This is a genomic window from Paenibacillus sp. VTT E-133291 (assembly GCF_002264395.1).
Classification (GTDB): domain Bacteria; phylum Bacillota; class Bacilli; order Paenibacillales; family Paenibacillaceae; genus Paenibacillus_AQ; species Paenibacillus_AQ nitricinens.
This window is the reverse complement of record NZ_NFVA01000031.1, coordinates 15,239-31,286: the sequence shown is the minus strand read 5'-3', so window position 1 is coordinate 31,286 and position 16,048 is coordinate 15,239. Positions and strand designations below refer to the sequence as shown.

The following is a 16,048-nucleotide window of genomic DNA, read 5'->3' as shown; positions in this document are numbered from 1 at the left end:
ACGCTCCTACAGTTCCAAAATTCCCCTACGCCACTATTCCTTGTAAAAATGTTTTTTAGTCCAACATAAAAAAACTCCTCTCCAGCCCTTGTCGAGTAGACAGGTTCTGAAGAGGAGTCATTAGAGAGCGTTACTTCACAAGCTCCTCTAAACTTCCGAATAATGCTTTTGACGATTTCAGCTTTGAAGCATTGCCGACCACCGTGAAATAATTTTGTTCCGTCACAGCCTTAAGTAAATCGGTGTACTGTCTGATATCTTCCGGTGTTGTCGACAAGATTTCATCCCGTTCTTGCTGCATCTCGGCCTCTATCACCTGTTCAAAATAATGTCTGTCCGCCCGCCGTCCCTGTGCACTGGGACTCAGCGGCTGATCCAGCATGGACAAGGTGCCGATAATTGCTTTGGTCATCTCGTCGGAATCTGCTTCATATCCCTCAACAAAGCGGTACGCCTGATCATAAACCTCCAGCGTCTCCTGCAAATTCGGATCACGGTAGGAAGTGAACATCATCATCCCATCTCTGCGCAGAACCAGGTTCCCGCCATACGCACCACCCTTCACACGCACGGCATTCCACAGATAGGTAAGACTCATGATTTTCTTGAGCACCTGCATTTTCCCTGAATATGTGAATCCTAGTTTAGTGAAGTCGTATCCCTTAACCACATATTGCACCTGGCTGGAAGACATGAATCCTTCATTGTCCGCATGTCCCTGCGCCGTAATCTTAGGCCTATTTACTACTGGCCGATCCTGGATACCCAGCTTCGCTGCATTAGCGACGAATTCTTCATACAAGTCAGGTGTTCCCGTCACGCTGATGATCAGATTGTTTTTATTGAACAAATCCCCACAAATGTCCTTCAGTATGTCTGCTACTTGAGCTCCCTGCTGATCGAACGTCTCGGCAAGCTCCCGTATAAAGCGGTAATAAGTAACGCCGCCCTGTTGTTCCTGATATGCTCCCATATCCGAGAAATAGGACATCAGGCGGCTGGCCGCAATCTCATTCCCTCTTTGATTCAGAATCGATTCCATCTGCGAGGCTTCCCGGCGGACGATTTCCTGCAGCTTAGTCAGATTGTCGAGCGCACTTGTATAGAGTATCTCTCGCAGTAGGTCCAGTGATTCACCGATATGCCCCGCCATCACTTTGACCAGCGCAGAGAATTTAGGCTGATAACCCGCCCCCGCAGCTTTTGCAGCGCCAAACAGCTCATTTCTGAAATATATGCCTCCGGTTTTGATCCCGATTTCACTGGTGAGCTCTTTAATGGCGTAAGAGGCAGTCTCCATTTGGCCCAATACCTCTGCCAGTAGCACCATATAAGGAATTCGTTCAGGAGCTACAACATCCGTATTCCAATAAAGTTTGCAGTAAGCAATCTTATGGGTAGCTACCTCATGGTGGATCACCTTAATGCCCTCATGGATTTGTTCATGGGTCGGCACCTGTGGTTCTACGCTGCGGTTAATATCCTGTAAAGACAAGCTCGGTAGCTTCTGCAAGTCTTCAGCTGCATCCGCATGACTCTGCCGCGCCAGAAGATGCTGTGTACTCAGAACAAGCTGCTCCAGCTGATCGGGTTTCAGTGACGCTTTGTATTCATTCAATTGATGCTGAGTAGCTGCTTCCTTTTCCGCTGCGATCGTCTTGGACGGGTTCAGTACCACCACACTGCAATGATCACTGTTCAGTAAATAGTCCTCAATCAGCTTCTCAAAATAACGGTCCGCAAGCTTTTCCCGAATGGCCGTGAGCACCTCTTCATAGCGCATGTGAGTAGTCGGCTGACCGTCATAGAGCCAGGACTTCATCACTTCGATATTGTAAGTAAGACCCTTCGGATACTGGTTAAAGTCCGCTTCCCGCAGTTCAAATTCCTTACTGTTGACCGCTGCCAGCACCAGCTTCTCATCTAGTCCGTCCTCCGCCAAACGCTTTAATGTAGTCTTCACCAGCTCCACGAAGGCATCTTTGGAGGAAGCATTGGAATGCGTCAGCGTAATACCAAGCAGCGGTTGAACCATACTGTCGGAATAAAAAGCAAACGCGTCTTTGCCCAGTCCGCTTTCGAGCAAGGCTTGCTTGAGCGGAGCTGCGTTGCTGTCCATCAGCATGCTTTTTAAAATATCAAAGGAGAGGTTCAGCTCCCGATCTGTAGACTCTCCAATCACATAATTTAGACTCAAATAAGTTTTGTCTGTGGCTGCTTCTGCTTCCAGAATCGGATAATCCGCTACCAGCTCCGTCATTCCAATGGGCTGTTGTCGGGGAATGGAAGTATCGAAGCTGTTATGTTCATAATGACTGAGATATTCCTGGTCTATAAATTGCAGCTTTTCTTCAATATTAACATCTCCGTAGAGATAAAAATAACTGTTGGACGGATGATAATAATTGCTGTGCGCTCTAAGAAACTGCTCATACGTTAGCGCAGGAATCTCCTGTGGATCTCCACCTGAGGAATGGCGGTAAATCGTGTCCGGATATAATGACTTTTTGATTCGGTCCATCAAAACCGTAGTCGGCGAGGAATATGAACCCTTCATCTCGTTATAAACCACGCCTTTATAGATTAACTCATCTTCGGGATGCTGAAGCTCGTAATGCCAGCCTTCTTGCTCAAAAATTTCTTGTTGCTTATAAATATTCGGTTGAAAAACACTATCCAGATAAACCTCCACCAAATTGGAGAAGTCCTGATCGTTCCGGCTCGCTACTGGATACATCGTCTTATCCCCAAACGTAAATGCGTTCAGGAACGTCTGCATTGAACCTTTCAGTAGTTCTACAAAAGGTTCCTTGACCGGATATTTCTCTGAACCACATAATACGGAATGCTCCAAAATATGAAAGACCCCCGTACTATCTTCAGGCGGGGTCCTGAAGCTTATGCTAAATACCTTGTTGTCATCCTGATTCTGCACGAACAGCAGCCTGGCGCCGCTCTTCAGATGCTCCAGCGTGAATACGTTGGATTCGTTCTCCCGGATAAATTCCTCATTAACGACCTGAAATCCATAATAAGTGTTCCCTGTGATCAAACGGCTCATAGATTTCCCTCCTCTGTTTAGGGATATGATAACTCTACATGAGCTTATCATATCCCTGGGCGATTATTCCATCAGAAGAAGATCTCCGGGATTAATTTCTGGTTCACATAAAACAAGACCACGCCAGTAATAATCCCTGACAAAGCCTTGTTTTATTTCAAGTGATCTTTTAATATTGCTCCTAGTTCAGCAGTGTATTTCGTCAACCTTAAGCTTATCTCTGTACGCATAACATCTCGGGTTAATCCAAAGCGTTCCTGATATCCCCGGCAAAAGATTTTGTAATACACCAAGAATTCCTCCTGTTCATCTGCCAGCACCCTGATATTCCGCTGTTTCAGCTCTTTTTGCAGCCGATAAGTATCCTGCATGATCCGGCGTTGAATGGCTTGCCCAGCCATCAAATAGGCGCGTTTAAGAATGTTGCTGGAGGGCTCGATCTCTTTCAAGCTCTTGCTAACCATGGTATCTATATAGGGAAGCAAAATGAGATCTCGAACCATCGTACGCTCCTCCATAGTTATCATTTTATCTGGGTTCACACGCTGCTGTTCCTCGTACTGCTCAACATGTTCGGTCATGATCATTTTCGTTTTCCAGCGCTCATTACCCTCAAGTTTACTCATTTATAGTGACCTCCAATCTGTTCAGCTCTTTCTAGGGCAACACCGGATTCCAGCATAGATGAAGCTCTGATTAGAGCTTTACTGCCATAACGGGCTTTTATTTGATCGATTGCACGTTCTTTGTTGTAAGCCCGAACCCTGTCATCAAAGAGTGTAAGTTGGATGACGCTATCATCTGATAGGTTAGACAAGGAAATCGCTAATCGACCTACGGGAAGGCCAGACCAGTTGTCTGCAAATAATTTTTGCGCAGCAGCAGCTACTTCGTGTGTTAGTGATGTCGGTTCGGGCAATGTCATCTGACGCTCGTAAGCGTTTGAACGCTCTCCGTCCGTCTCTAAAACTGAAATAGAAACTACCGATCCCATATAACCATACCGCCGGGCTCGCTGGCATACTTCAATGACGAGTTCAAGCAGCACAACCTCAATATCTGTATGCCGGGTGTATAAATTCCAGCGAAGAGCCTTGCCGTGTCCCACAGATTTGATCTGATGGCGCATTCCTGTGACCACTGGACTAGGATCCAGCCCGCGCGCAGTTTGCCAATAATATTCCGCTTGAATATCACTTTGCTTACCCATGGTGGTTCGCATTCGTTGCTTAAACTCTGACAGTTCCATTCGCGCAATGTCTCCAATTGTGGATATACCCATACGCCAAAAATTCTTGGTCATTCTAGCCGCTACCATAAACATATCCTGCACCGGAAGTTTCCAAAGGGTCGTCTCTAATTGGTCAAAAGAAAGTTCATATATCCCATCCTTCATCTTCTTGGCGTAGTTATCTGTCGCCATCTTTGCCATAACCTTAGTAGATCCAATACCTACCCGTGTCCAGACTCCCGTCGAAAGTAATACATGGTGCTGAATTTTATGAATCATGTCCTGCAGCGATCCTCCGAAATACGCAAGAGATCCTGTGACATCCAGAAACTGCTCATCGATACTGTAGGGTTCTACCAGATCGGTATATGTTCGGTAAATCTCTGATATCAAGAGTGATACTTTAATGTAAGTCCCCATGCGGGGCCTTATTACGATTAGCTCCGGGCATTTTGCTAAAGCTTCACCTACACGCGAGGCCGTTGTTACCCCCTTTGCTTTTGCAAGCGGGCAGGCTGCCAGCACAATCCCGTTCATTCTTGTTGGATCCCCTACTGCAACAGGTTTATCTCGATATTCAGGGTGGGCAGCTTTCTCCACAGAGGCGTAAAACGCCTGGCAATCAGACAGTAGAATAACGCGATTCTTAGGCATGACGTTGTTCCTGCGCGGGTTGCCATGAAAGAATATTTGCTGCCAAGAACATGCGGGGCGTCCCTGTAGTCAGACAGCTTGCTCGTATGCGGCCGTCACGGATACTGTGTATTTCAATTTTTCGCTGGCTGATATTTCTCGCTTTATCCAGATATATAATTTCAATTATTTGGCCGATGCTGATTTGCATGCGATCGCCTCCATAAAAATAAGAACACTTGTTTGTATTATATGCGTAATCGGGAATTTTAAGCAACAAAAAAGGTGAGGTAATTTCCCCCACCACACCAGCTCTTATTTTTTAGAGCTGAGGCTTGCGTATTCAACAAAGATTGAACAGAGAACGAAAAAAGCTTACACTTTGATAGAGTAAACAACAGTAGTAAATTATTGATCTGTTCTCAAAAGCTTTTTTTAGAAAGGAAAGTTGCTAATGTACCGTTCCTCCTACACCTTTCGCTCGGAAGAAGAAGCTTCAATGCTTCTGTTTGATTCTATCGGCTGGGAACTACTCGATTCACCTGCCTATTCATTCAACGGCCAGAACCGGACGGAGAGAAGTTGTGTTATTTTTCAGTACACATTATCGGGAGAAGGTAGAATTGAAATAGATGGGGTTGTTCATCGGTTAACGAAGGGCAAAGCTTTTTTAGTGATTGTCCCCAGCATACACAGGTACTATTATCCGGAAGAAGGCACCGAGCCTTGGGAAGTTTTATGGCTCAATCTACGGGGGCCTTTAGCGATTTCACTTTGGAACCAGCTCGCTGCTCATTGCGGTCCCATTGTAGAACTCCCTCAGGAATCGGTTTCAATAGATTTATTGTGGAATACATTCAAGGACATTCAGGTTCATGAAGAAAGAGATTTGCATCTTTTAACGGGAAAAGTCTTTCAGTGGATCTTGTCCATGGAGAAATACCTTAGGAAACCAAATTTATTAACTACCTATATAAAAAATGACAAGCTTCACGCCGCAATTCAATTCATGAAGGATAATCTGCATAATAATAATCTAAGCTTAGACGATGTTGCCGCTCATATTGGCGTTTCCAAGCATCATCTTTGCAGACTATTTCAAAAAAACATCAATCTTTCACCCTTTGAGTATTTAAAAAGACGGAGGATTGAGTTAGCAGCTTCTAAACTTAAAACAACAGATTTGAGTATCAACCAGATTGCGACGGAAACCGGATTTGATAATGCCAGCTATTTCGGAAAGGTTTTCCGGTCCTATTTTGGGGTCAACCCTTCGACTTACCGCGAACAGGATCTAGCGTTCCTCACCAAACATGTATTTTTCGAAAATTAATTCATATAAAAAAGGAGCAAACCCGTGGCTTGCTCCTCTTTTTATTAAACCTCTTTGAGTACAAATAGCAAACTTTTGAAATCGCCCTCAAGCTGTGGAAGAGTGAGTCCGAAGTGCATCAGCTCATCCCCTCTATACACTTCACCATTAAACTCAAGTTTGTAATTCTTAGCGGGGTCGAGTCCTTTCAACCGCAATCTGCGGAGAGGAGCATTAGGCTCAGCCAGAACTCTGAAATATGTGGCAAAAGCTTCTTTTTTATCCTCCGAAACAAACATCCACGCCGTCTGATTGCCTTCAAATGGACTAAGCAGTCGATAGAAATCTCCGAATTGAATCAGCATTCTCAGTTCTTTGTACTCAGAAACCTGCTTACGGATATCTTCGCGTTCAGCTTCAGTGAGCTTGGTCATATCTAGTTCGTAGCCGAAGTTACCAGACATCGCAACATGACCTCGTGTTTCCAATGGGGTGATACGGTGCACCTGATGGTTAGGAACAGCCGATACGTGAGCACACATAGAGCTTGCAGGGTACACCATGCTTGTTCCATATTGGATCTTCAATCTTTCAATCGCATCCGAGTCATCACTGGTCCAGGTCTGTGGCATATAGTACAGCATTCCTGGATCATATCGTCCGCCACCGCCAGAGCAGCTTTCGAACAGAATATGAGGGAAACGGGTGACGATACGTTCCAGCACATCATAAAGTCCAAGAATATAACGGTGAGCTGTTTCGCGTTGACGTTCTGCAGGAAGAAGAGCAGATCCAATCTCCGTCATATTCCGGTTCATATCCCATTTCACATAAGTAATCGGAGCCGATGACAGCACAGAGCTAACCGAATCCACAATATAATCACATACATCCTTACGGGATAAATCCAGTACAAGCTGCTGGCGGGCTAACGTTCTTTTGTGACCTGGTACATGAAGACACCAGTCCGGATGCTCACGATAAAGATCGCTTTCTGGCGATACCATTTCCGGTTCGAACCATAATCCGAATTCCATGCCCATTGCCGTAATGTCTTCCCCGAGTTTTCCGAGACCTTCCGGAAGCTTGTTGCGATCCTCTACCCAATCTCCGAGGGAGCTATCATCATTGTCTCGTTTCCCAAACCACCCGTCATCTAAGACAAACAGTTCAAGGCCAAGGTCTTTGCCTGCTTGAGCAATTTCTTTGATTTTATCTGCGTTGAAATTAAAATAGGTCGCTTCCCAGTTGTTGATGAGAATAGGGCGCTTCCGATCACGGAATTCACCTCTGCATAACCGGGTCCGATACAGACGGTGGTATGTTCTTGATAATCCACCAAGTCCTTGACTGGATCTTACCAGCACTGCTTCAGGAGCCTGGAAAGATTCTCCCGGTTCAAGCAACCATTGAAAATTAAACGGTTGAATGCCGATGCCCACTCTGGAAATCCCGTATGGATCCACTTCCGCTTGCGCAAGAAAGCTTCCACTGTACACAAGGCTGAACCCGTATACTTCACCATGATCCTCTGTTGCATCTTTTGCAAGCAAGGCCATAAACGGATTCTGCGTGGAACTACTGGCACCGCGTTTACTGTCAATTCGGTGGATACCAGGTACAAGTGGTCTTTTATAGATATGGCGTTCTCTCGTCCAAGTCCCGGATAATTGCAACATGTCATATTCCGAATCATGGAAATCAACATTTGCGCTTAATACACGTTTCAGCACTACATTATCCTTACCCTGATTCTCAATTCGCACGGAACGTGTGATTACATCCTGATCATTAAATACAGTGTAGCTTAATACAGCAATCAATCCCGTTTTGTCATCCTGAAGATACAGTTCCAGTGTCTCTGCTTCTGCTTCGCTTTCAACATAGGTGGATGGCAAACCCTTTAATGCAGGTTTTCCTTTATTAATCTTATGGCTCTTATACAGGAAATTTGTAACGCTCGTACCATCTACTAAATGAACCTCAAGCGCGGGTTCACGGAAATCGCCGTTTCCATAAGACGGAAATTCACTTGGAAGGGTGTCGAGGGAGATTTTTTTATCCTCCATCGTGTAGGTCGGGCTAAAGGAGCAACGTTCCACCAAATTCAGCGCTTGCACTATTCCCTCTAATTTAGGACCCCAATAAACATGCGCTGGAAGCTCACCTCTGACGAGTTCAATAATGTAGCTGGATTGCTCAGACTGTAAATGAAATACCTTGCGGCTGTCATCATAATAAATACTCATAATATCCTCCTACTCTTCTTTTCAGATCTTGCTGTTTGAAGTCTATTTTAAAGATAATTGGAAGGGGATACAATCTGAATATCTATACCTTCATTAGTAAAATATTGATCTATAAAAAATTCAATTTCATGTTATTAAGCTTTGCAAAACAATAAATGATTATTAGCGGCTATAGTAAAAAAAATACATAAAAAAAGAGGCCCAAGTTAAGGGCCTACTTCCTGTGAATCCTCCTATTTAAATATCAAATACGGAGTGTACAGTAAGCTGTGCACGAAGTTCCTCCACCGTAGCTGGCTTGTCGAGATCTTTTTTAGCGATGGTAATACTCCTAGTTGTACCACCCGACATATCAAAATAGTTGTCGCTGAAGATGGCATCTCTTTCCTTGAAGTCTAAGCCGACGAAACGAGCATAGGTCTTGGCCTTCACAGTAATTATGAATTGTTCTTCTTCCTCGGTAAGCACCGCATCAAGCTCAGGGTCAACGAAGCTAAAATGCTTCGGCTTAACAAACAGGACCGTTCCGCCGCTCTTCCTCTCCCCGTCTACCTCAAAAGCGTATTCCAGATAAGTCTCACGTTTCTTCCCTTTCGTATCCAATATGTGACCGAAATCAAGCTGTTCGAACTCAGCAGTACTTAATGCGGCAATCTCCACTGGCTTTGTGCCTTCCAGTAAGACCTCAGATGTCGCAGTGAGCAGTCTCCAACTCAGTTCACCAATAACTTGTTCTCTGCTTTCGTTAGAGACATGAAGGGAGACCTTCGTTCCTTCCTCATGGGCAGAAACAAGGATCGGCGCGAAGAAGTGTTTAGCCGCATAATGCATAGCCTTCCACCGGCCATAATAGTCGATACTGGACCAAGAAGCTACCGGCCAGCAGTCGTTCAACTGCCAATACAATGCACCCGTACAGCGACCTCTATGTCTGCGCCAGTGCTCAACGCCGCAGCGCATCCCTTCTGCCTGAATCAGCTGCGAGGCATATAGCACAGACTCGAAATCTTTCGGATATTTGTAGGTCTCTCCGATATAGTAGAGAATTTTCTCATTCCCGGTATTGTTCTTCTGATGAGACTCCATAACATAAGAGAAGATATTACGATCCTCCGGCAACGTGAACGTTTCGATGGTCTTCAAGCCCGGAAAGGACTGTAGCCCGAATTCAGACATATAGCGCGGATATAGCTTCCGGTAATCAGTAAATGGCTCCTTCCCATGCCAGACACCCCAGTAATGCATATCTCCGTAATTCTCGTCATTCGGCTTATCAAAGCTGCCCTTGGAGGATGGTGAAGCCCGCCAGTAGAAGGTATTTGGATCAATTTGTTTAGCGATTGCCGGTAGAAGCACCTCGTATTGCTTAATATAATCCGCCTTAAGCTGTAGAGAGTACTGCTTCTCCCAGTTCCATTCGTCCCAAGCCATCTCCTGCTCATTGTTTCCGCACCACAAGCCTAACGAAGCATGATGGCGAAGACGTTTCATGTTATCAATGGTCTCTTTCGTGATATTCTCCTCGAAAGCCTCGGTCAAGGCATAGATGCCGCACGCATAGAGATGATCCTGCCAGACGATAAGACCATATTCATCGCAGAGATCATAGAAATAATCATCCGGGTAATATCCGCCACCCCATACACGAATCGTATTGAAATTGGCAGCCACACAGCTTTGAAGCAAGCGATCTGTACGCTCCCTAGTCACACGCGGCAGAAGATTGTCCTCCAGAATATAGTCAGCACCTGTAGAGAAAATAAGCACACCGTTAACTTCAAATGCAAATGATTCTCCCCACTGGTCTTCTTCCTGCTTCACCGTAATGGTTCTGAGTCCAATCCGCAGTTCTCTGCGATCTAACTCCTGCGCCTTTTCCTCAAGTACAACCTCTACATTGTACAGCGGCTGAGCACCGAGATTATTCGGCCACCACAGCTCTGGCTCGGTAATTTCCAGTGTAATATGATGATCTGTTCCAATAGTCTCAATTACACGTTGCTCCCGAATTTGACCCGCTGGTGAATGAACTTTAACCACAATCTCCCGATCAGCCTCCAGCCAGCTCGCTGTCCTAACTCGAACATCCAGCGTGACCTTATCCTTCTCATGAAATTGTGTAATATAAACATCCTCAAGGCGGGCGCTGTTATAACCCTGAATAGAGAGACTCCGCCAGATTCCCAGATCAGGCAGCTTCGGACCCCAATCCCAGCCAAACATGGAGTGCGCTTTGCGCAGATGAGATATCCCCTCTACCGCATCAGCACATCCACTAAGCGGCAACTCCGCTTGCTTCCTGAGGGTAAACTCTACGGGGGAGCGGAAAATAGCATGAATGATATTCTCACCGGGTATCAATACAGACTTAATATCCACTTCATAGGTCCGGTGCATATTGTCACTATTCAGAATATTCGTTCCATTCAGGTAAAGCTCACAAAGCGTATCCAGCCCTTCACACAGCAGAAAGATGTGGTCATGCTCTAGCACTCCCGCCTCCAGCTGAAAGGTACGCTGATATTCGTAATCATAATTGGACAGTTCCAGAACCTCATGCTCCTGCTCGCGGTAGAACGGATCTGGCATTGCTCCGGCGTTCAACATATCATGGTAGACAGAGCCTGGTACACTGGCTTCCAGCCAATTTGGTTCATCAAGCCGTTTCATTTTCCATTTTCCATTTAGATCGATAAGTTGCATATTTTCGCCTCCACAGATGTGCTATTTTGACTTCTTGTATTAAAATTTTAACAGTAATATGTATACATTTCTTCTATTGTGTTCGCAAAAATAGTGTGCTATTTTAACATCATCAAACGCTGGAGGAAGAGCATGATCAAATACACCGAGGCAAGCCACATCAACCCCGAATTGCTAGCTGATCCCTTCTGGGTAGAATCTCTGAGTCAGGTATCCCCAGAACATACGCATGATTTTTATGAATTTTTTATACTCACTGAAGGCCGATGCCGGCATATTGTCAACGGGGCTACCCAGCTTCTTCAATCTGGCTGCCTCGTCTTCATCCGGCCCGATGATACTCATCACTATGAAGCTGACGGGGATAACGATTGCCGCTTTCTCAATATTCCCTGCCGAAAAAGCCTCATTAATGATGCCTTTAGTTACCTGAATGAAGAAGAATTCCTGCACGGGCTGTTAAATACTCCGCTTCCTAGAATCGCCATGCTATCTCAACTGGAGATGGATGATTTCATTCGTGCTTTTGACCGTATCCGAATGCTCTCTACCTTAGACAAAGTAAAGTCCAGGATTTATCTGAAAGGAATACTCGTAGATACACTTACCCAGCATTTTTTCTCTCCAGAAACCATCGAGCAGCCTGAATTCCCATTGTGGCTCGAACATGCCGTTTCCAAGATGCATCTAAAAGAAAACCTGAACAAAGGTCTTCATACCCTGTACGAGTTGTCGGGCAGAAGTGCCGGTCATGTCAACCGGGCCTTCCGCCAGTATTTGAACCAGACACCGACAGAATATATCAATCAACTTAGGCTCAACGTGGCACGTAATCTATTACTTACTACTGAACTGCGTGTGGTCGAAATCGCCCTGGAATCCGGCTTTGAGAATGTCAGCCATTTCTATCATCAATTCAAAAAGTACTATCACCAGGCCCCGCTAGATTTCCGCAAAAATACGCATGCCATAACAAAAGGCTCCCCCTCTGCCTGAATGCAGAGAGGAAGCCCTTACATTAATTATTTTGAATTCCACAATTCCATACGTTCTGCGTACTTCTGGTTAATAATTTCTTCTACTTTCTCATCCCCAGCCTTTTTCATATCCGCAAGCATCTTGTCAAATACGGAATTAGCTTCGGCTTCCGATGGAGCAATGATCACTCTCGTAATGCTTTGATCCATAATATCTTTTACCTTCTGTGCAGTCAGGGCTTCAGGTGTTCCCCCGTCAGGGGTCAGGTTGTCATATTCCGCTGTATCCCATACGGAGTCCCCAAGACTCTTGATCGCCAACTGATCTACTTCACTGCGTTGATATTTAACCGCCATATCGTAAGGCTGTTCATTGGCATCCAGACCATTTTTAATAAACCATAACCATTTGCGGACACCGCTTTTCTTCACTGTGTCATCCCAATTTTCCTTGAAGCTATCCAAGATTGCAGGGTCTGGTTGTCTCTTGCCATCCACCATGGTGTATTGAACGCCTTCTTGACCCCACAGCAGTAAATGCTGCCCTTCATCACTCGCCAAGAAATTGAACAGCTTCATTGTTTCTTCAGGGTGCTTGTTATTCTTAGTGATAGCGATGGCATCCCATCCCAGTGAGCTTCTTGGTCCAGATGTCGTTTGGGTAGGGTCTGTGCCTGGTGCCACAACCTTATAAGGGAAGAATTGATTATCTTCGCCGCCATCCTTCTTCAAAGTACCATTCGCGTTACCTGGGTCCCAATATGCGCCTGGAGTAGAGAATACTGCGCCGGTAGCCAGCTTTTGAATCCAGGTTTGTGTTTTACTAATGGCAAATTCCTTTTCGATCAGACCTTCTCTGTATAATTTGTTCACATAGAGCAGCATTTCACGATACTTAGGATCCTTAACATCATATTGCAATTTCCCATTATTATCGTAGTAGGTTTTCAGCCCCCACATGCCCTTGAACGTTCCAAGGTTGGCTCCCATATTCTCACCGTTCATGGTCATTGGAACAGATTCTTTTCCATCAATCGTCTTATTTTTCGCTTTAAAATCCTTCAAAATTGCTTCTAATTCATCTGTTGTGAGCGGTGCTCTGCCATCTGCTTTGTCCGGAGCCAGACCTGCAAGCAGATTTTTTCTCATCAGCATCCCAAAGACTGGGTCACTATCTAATCCATACCAGTTAGCCAAGTAATAGTTCTTTCCGTCTTTATAACGCGTCTTGGTCAGTGTGTCGCCATACATTTCCTTGATATCAGGACCATTCTTCTCAATCAACTCATCGAGTGGAATGAAGGCACCGCTTGTGATGTATTTATCAAGTGAAGCATCCCCGCGGCTCATCACGACCACATCTGGATAGTCGCCGCTGGCAAGCATCAAGCTTAGCTTCTCTGTCGGATTTCCTGTTGGCTGCTGAATGGAGATCTCAATGCCAGTCTTTTTAGTGATTTCTTGGGCGACAGCATCAGTAAAAGGCTCTCCCTTAGTATTTGAATCAAACCATGTAAGTGTAATCGGCTCTTGTTTTGTATTGTCTCCAGCCGCTTTGTTTGTATTGTCTGTTCCATCATTAGAGCCACAGCCCGCTAATAGACCCACAGATAATGCAGCTGTCATACTTACGCTCAACAATTTGTTTTTCTTTATCATAGACACCCTAATTCCTCCCATTAATTAAGTTACGTCACAAGTCTATCAAGCAACCAAGCAAGTCTGTCCGCTCACCCCCCTTCAGGGCCGCCAGCTGGACAACTCCTCTCCGGCTGGCGTTCGGTTATTTAACCATATTAACTCTTAACAGCTCCCAAAGTCATACCCTTAACAAAATACTTTTGCAGGAACGGATACACTAGAACGATAGGCAATGTTGCAACCATCGTCGCTGCCATCCGGATCGTATCGCTTGAAACCGCATTTCGCTTGGCGGAGTTTGCCAGCATTTGCGATTGCGATACCATACCTCCGGTCTGGAATTGACTCAGTATTTTGACGAGTACAGCTTGCAAGGTCTTCAGGTCTGAGCTGTAAGTAAAGGCATAAGAGTCAAACCACGAGTTCCAATGTGATATTGCCTGAAAGAGGCCCACTGTCGCGAGCACTGGTGTTGTTAACGGCAGCACAATCCGGAAGAAAATCATTAAGTCGTTCGCTCCATCTACTTTCGCTGACTCCTCAATCTCACCAGGCAATCCCTCCATAAAGGTACGGACAATAATCATATAGAAGACATTCATCAAGCCTGGCAGAATAAAAACGGAGAAAGTGTCGATCATATTCAGGGCTTTAAGCACCATGTAATAAGGAATCAAACCGCCTCCGAAATACATCGTAAAGACGAAGTAAAGGTTCCAGCCCTTGCGTCCCATCAAATTCCGCCGGCTTAGCGGATAAGCAAGCATCGTAATCACAAGAACCGACAGTGGTGCACCAATTACGGTCCGTTTAACCGTTACCCATATCCCATTCATAATTTCGGTATCTTTCAAAATTTGTTTATAGCTATCAAAGGTGATATCTCTTGGCCAAAAGTAGACGCCACCACGAACAGTATCCTCAGCAGCATTTAATGAAAGCACGAGAATATTCCAAAAAGGTAAGAAGGTAACTAGCAATACAAGAATAAGAATCAAATATACAAAACACTTAAAGATATGATCTCCGTATCTGTTCAAAAACATCTCAAGCGCTCCTCTCCATTTTGTTATTTAGAACAACGCTTGGTCGTTCACTTTTCTAGAAATTCGATTCACGATTACAACAAGAATGAAGGCAATAACGGATTTGAATACCCCCACGGCAGCCCCGTATGAGAACATGCTGTTTTGCAGCCCGTATTTGTATGCATAAATATCGATAACTTCCGAGTACTCAAGCACAGTGTTATTTTGCAACAGATATTGTTGTTCAAAGCCGGCATTCAAAATACCTCCGACTGCGAGAATCGCCAATATCACGATAGTTGGACGTAAAGCAGGGAGCGTAATATTCCACATTTGCTTGAATCGGCTAGCTCCATCTACTCTTGCGGCTTCGTAAAGCTCCGGATTAATAGCGGATATTGCAGCAAGGTACATAATGGCGCTAAAACCCATTTCTTTCCACATATTAGATAAGGCGATAATCCACCAGAATAAAGGTCCGTTTTGTAGAAAAGCTACTGGTTCGTCCACAATCCCGAGCGTTACTAGAAGATTGTTGAACATCCCATCGGAAGCTAGCAGTGTAATTACAATGTTAGCGGCGATAACCCATGAGATAAAATGCGGCAGATAAGAAACCGTCTGCGTAAAGCGTTTGAAAAATCCCTGTTTTGCTTCATTCAGCACAAGCGCGAGTATGATCGGCGCCGGAAATCCGAATAACAAGGTCAAGAGGCTTGTCGCAAGCGTATTACGCATTACACGGTAGAAGTCTCCTGTGGTAAAGAAATATTCAAACCACTTAAAGCCAACAAAGTCGGCATGGAAAAATTGTTGAAAAAATGTTCCTCCACCCGGTTGATAGTTTGTAAATGCCATATACATACCAAACATAGGTCCATAGGAAAATAGCAATGTCGCAATTATGGCAGGGAGCATTAGCAAAAATAACCATTTCTGCTCTTTTAATCTGTACCAAAAATTATTGCCCCTGACTGTTTTGATAGCGCTTGCTTTATGCATCAAATACCCTCCCTTTTTATTTCGTGCAGCATGCCTTGCTACATCTCGATTCAACTTCTCTCCTATTTATCTTAAGTCCGTATAGAACTCCTTTCTATACTTCAATCCTCCGAATGATAGCGCTTTTTAAAGGAGTTTCTTAACATTCGAGCATTGGATTTCGATATTCAGTCTGATATGATAAACTTGGCTTTCCGTGAATTCACAGTAA

11 protein-coding genes are annotated in these 16,048 nt (G+C 44.8%); 2 read left to right on the top strand and 9 right to left on the bottom strand.

The window, feature by feature from the left end:
- Positions 1-130: 130 nt before the first annotated feature.
- The 4 genes from CA598_RS14340 to CA598_RS14325 form a co-directional block, all read right to left on the bottom strand.
- A complete protein-coding gene (locus CA598_RS14340) occupies positions 131-3,061 on the bottom strand; it encodes an insulinase family protein (RefSeq protein WP_094876937.1) in 2,931 nt (976 codons plus the stop codon).
- A gap of 152 nt (positions 3,062-3,213) precedes the next feature.
- Entirely contained in the window at positions 3,214-3,687 is a 474-nt protein-coding gene (locus CA598_RS14335) for a YhjD family protein (RefSeq protein WP_094869475.1), read from the bottom strand.
- Positions 3,684-4,946, bottom strand: coding sequence for a DNA polymerase IV (locus tag CA598_RS14330; RefSeq protein ID WP_094869476.1), 1,263 nt, complete (start codon positions 4,944-4,946; stop codon positions 3,684-3,686). The genes CA598_RS14335 and CA598_RS14330 overlap by 4 nt, the downstream gene beginning before the upstream one ends.
- On the bottom strand, positions 4,939-5,136 hold the full coding sequence (locus CA598_RS14325) for a hypothetical protein (RefSeq protein ID WP_094869477.1): 198 nt from the start codon (positions 5,134-5,136) through the stop codon (positions 4,939-4,941). Before CA598_RS14325 ends, CA598_RS14330 begins: the two co-directional genes overlap by 8 nt.
- Before the next feature lie 243 nt (positions 5,137-5,379).
- On the opposite strand from CA598_RS14325, the gene CA598_RS14320 reads away from it, so the two are divergent.
- The gene (locus CA598_RS14320) at positions 5,380-6,258 is read left to right on the top strand and encodes a helix-turn-helix transcriptional regulator (RefSeq protein ID WP_094876936.1); all 879 of its coding nucleotides are present in this window, start codon (positions 5,380-5,382) and stop codon (positions 6,256-6,258) included.
- Positions 6,259-6,302: 44 nt separating this feature from the next.
- On the opposite strand, the gene CA598_RS14315 is transcribed toward CA598_RS14320, so the two are convergent.
- Positions 6,303-8,486, bottom strand: a complete 2,184-nt coding sequence (locus CA598_RS14315) for an alpha-galactosidase (RefSeq protein ID WP_094876935.1) — start codon at positions 8,484-8,486, stop codon at positions 6,303-6,305.
- A gap of 237 nt (positions 8,487-8,723) precedes the next feature.
- The gene (locus CA598_RS14310) at positions 8,724-11,189 is read right to left on the bottom strand and encodes a beta-mannosidase (protein ID WP_094876934.1); all 2,466 of its coding nucleotides are present in this window, start codon (positions 11,187-11,189) and stop codon (positions 8,724-8,726) included.
- Between the two features lie 132 nt (positions 11,190-11,321).
- Here CA598_RS14310 and CA598_RS14305 point away from each other — a divergent pair, with 132 nt between their 5' ends.
- Positions 11,322-12,185, top strand: a complete 864-nt coding sequence (locus CA598_RS14305; protein WP_094876933.1) for a helix-turn-helix domain-containing protein — start codon at positions 11,322-11,324, stop codon at positions 12,183-12,185.
- A 26-nt stretch (positions 12,186-12,211) separates the two neighbouring features.
- Here CA598_RS14305 and CA598_RS14300 read toward each other — a convergent pair whose 3' ends face one another.
- The 3 genes from CA598_RS14300 to CA598_RS14290 all read right to left on the bottom strand — a co-directional run bounded on the left by CA598_RS14300 (position 12,212) and on the right by CA598_RS14290 (position 15,837).
- Positions 12,212-13,825, bottom strand: coding sequence for an extracellular solute-binding protein (locus CA598_RS14300; RefSeq protein ID WP_179283669.1), 1,614 nt, complete (start codon positions 13,823-13,825; stop codon positions 12,212-12,214).
- Between the two features lie 137 nt (positions 13,826-13,962).
- A complete protein-coding gene (locus CA598_RS14295; RefSeq protein ID WP_042190738.1) occupies positions 13,963-14,853 on the bottom strand; it encodes a carbohydrate ABC transporter permease in 891 nt (296 codons plus the stop codon).
- 27 nt (positions 14,854-14,880) lie between these two features.
- Positions 14,881-15,837, bottom strand: coding sequence for an ABC transporter permease (locus CA598_RS14290; RefSeq protein WP_094876932.1), 957 nt, complete (start codon positions 15,835-15,837; stop codon positions 14,881-14,883).
- Positions 15,838-16,048 lie beyond the last annotated feature (211 nt).

What these genes read in the sequence shown, in the direction of transcription:
- CA598_RS14340 (WP_094876937.1), bottom strand. Translation starts at nt 3,061, where the DNA reads ATGAGCCGTTTGATCACAGGGAACACTTATTATGGATTTCAGGTCGTT.
- CA598_RS14335 (WP_094869475.1), bottom strand. Translation starts at nt 3,687, where the DNA reads ATGAGTAAACTTGAGGGTAATGAGCGCTGGAAAACGAAAATGATCATG.
- CA598_RS14330 (WP_094869476.1), bottom strand. Translation starts at nt 4,946, where the DNA reads ATGCCTAAGAATCGCGTTATTCTACTGTCTGATTGCCAGGCGTTTTAC.
- CA598_RS14325 (WP_094869477.1), bottom strand. Translation starts at nt 5,136, where the DNA reads ATGCAAATCAGCATCGGCCAAATAATTGAAATTATATATCTGGATAAA.
- CA598_RS14320 (WP_094876936.1), top strand. Translation starts at nt 5,380, where the DNA reads ATGTACCGTTCCTCCTACACCTTTCGCTCGGAAGAAGAAGCTTCAATG.
- CA598_RS14315 (WP_094876935.1), bottom strand. Translation starts at nt 8,486, where the DNA reads ATGAGTATTTATTATGATGACAGCCGCAAGGTATTTCATTTACAGTCT.
- CA598_RS14310 (WP_094876934.1), bottom strand. Translation starts at nt 11,189, where the DNA reads ATGCAACTTATCGATCTAAATGGAAAATGGAAAATGAAACGGCTTGAT.
- CA598_RS14305 (WP_094876933.1), top strand. Translation starts at nt 11,322, where the DNA reads ATGATCAAATACACCGAGGCAAGCCACATCAACCCCGAATTGCTAGCT.
- CA598_RS14300 (WP_179283669.1), bottom strand. Translation starts at nt 13,825, where the DNA reads ATGATAAAGAAAAACAAATTGTTGAGCGTAAGTATGACAGCTGCATTA.
- CA598_RS14295 (WP_042190738.1), bottom strand. Translation starts at nt 14,853, where the DNA reads ATGTTTTTGAACAGATACGGAGATCATATCTTTAAGTGTTTTGTATAT.
- CA598_RS14290 (WP_094876932.1), bottom strand. Translation starts at nt 15,837, where the DNA reads ATGCATAAAGCAAGCGCTATCAAAACAGTCAGGGGCAATAATTTTTGG.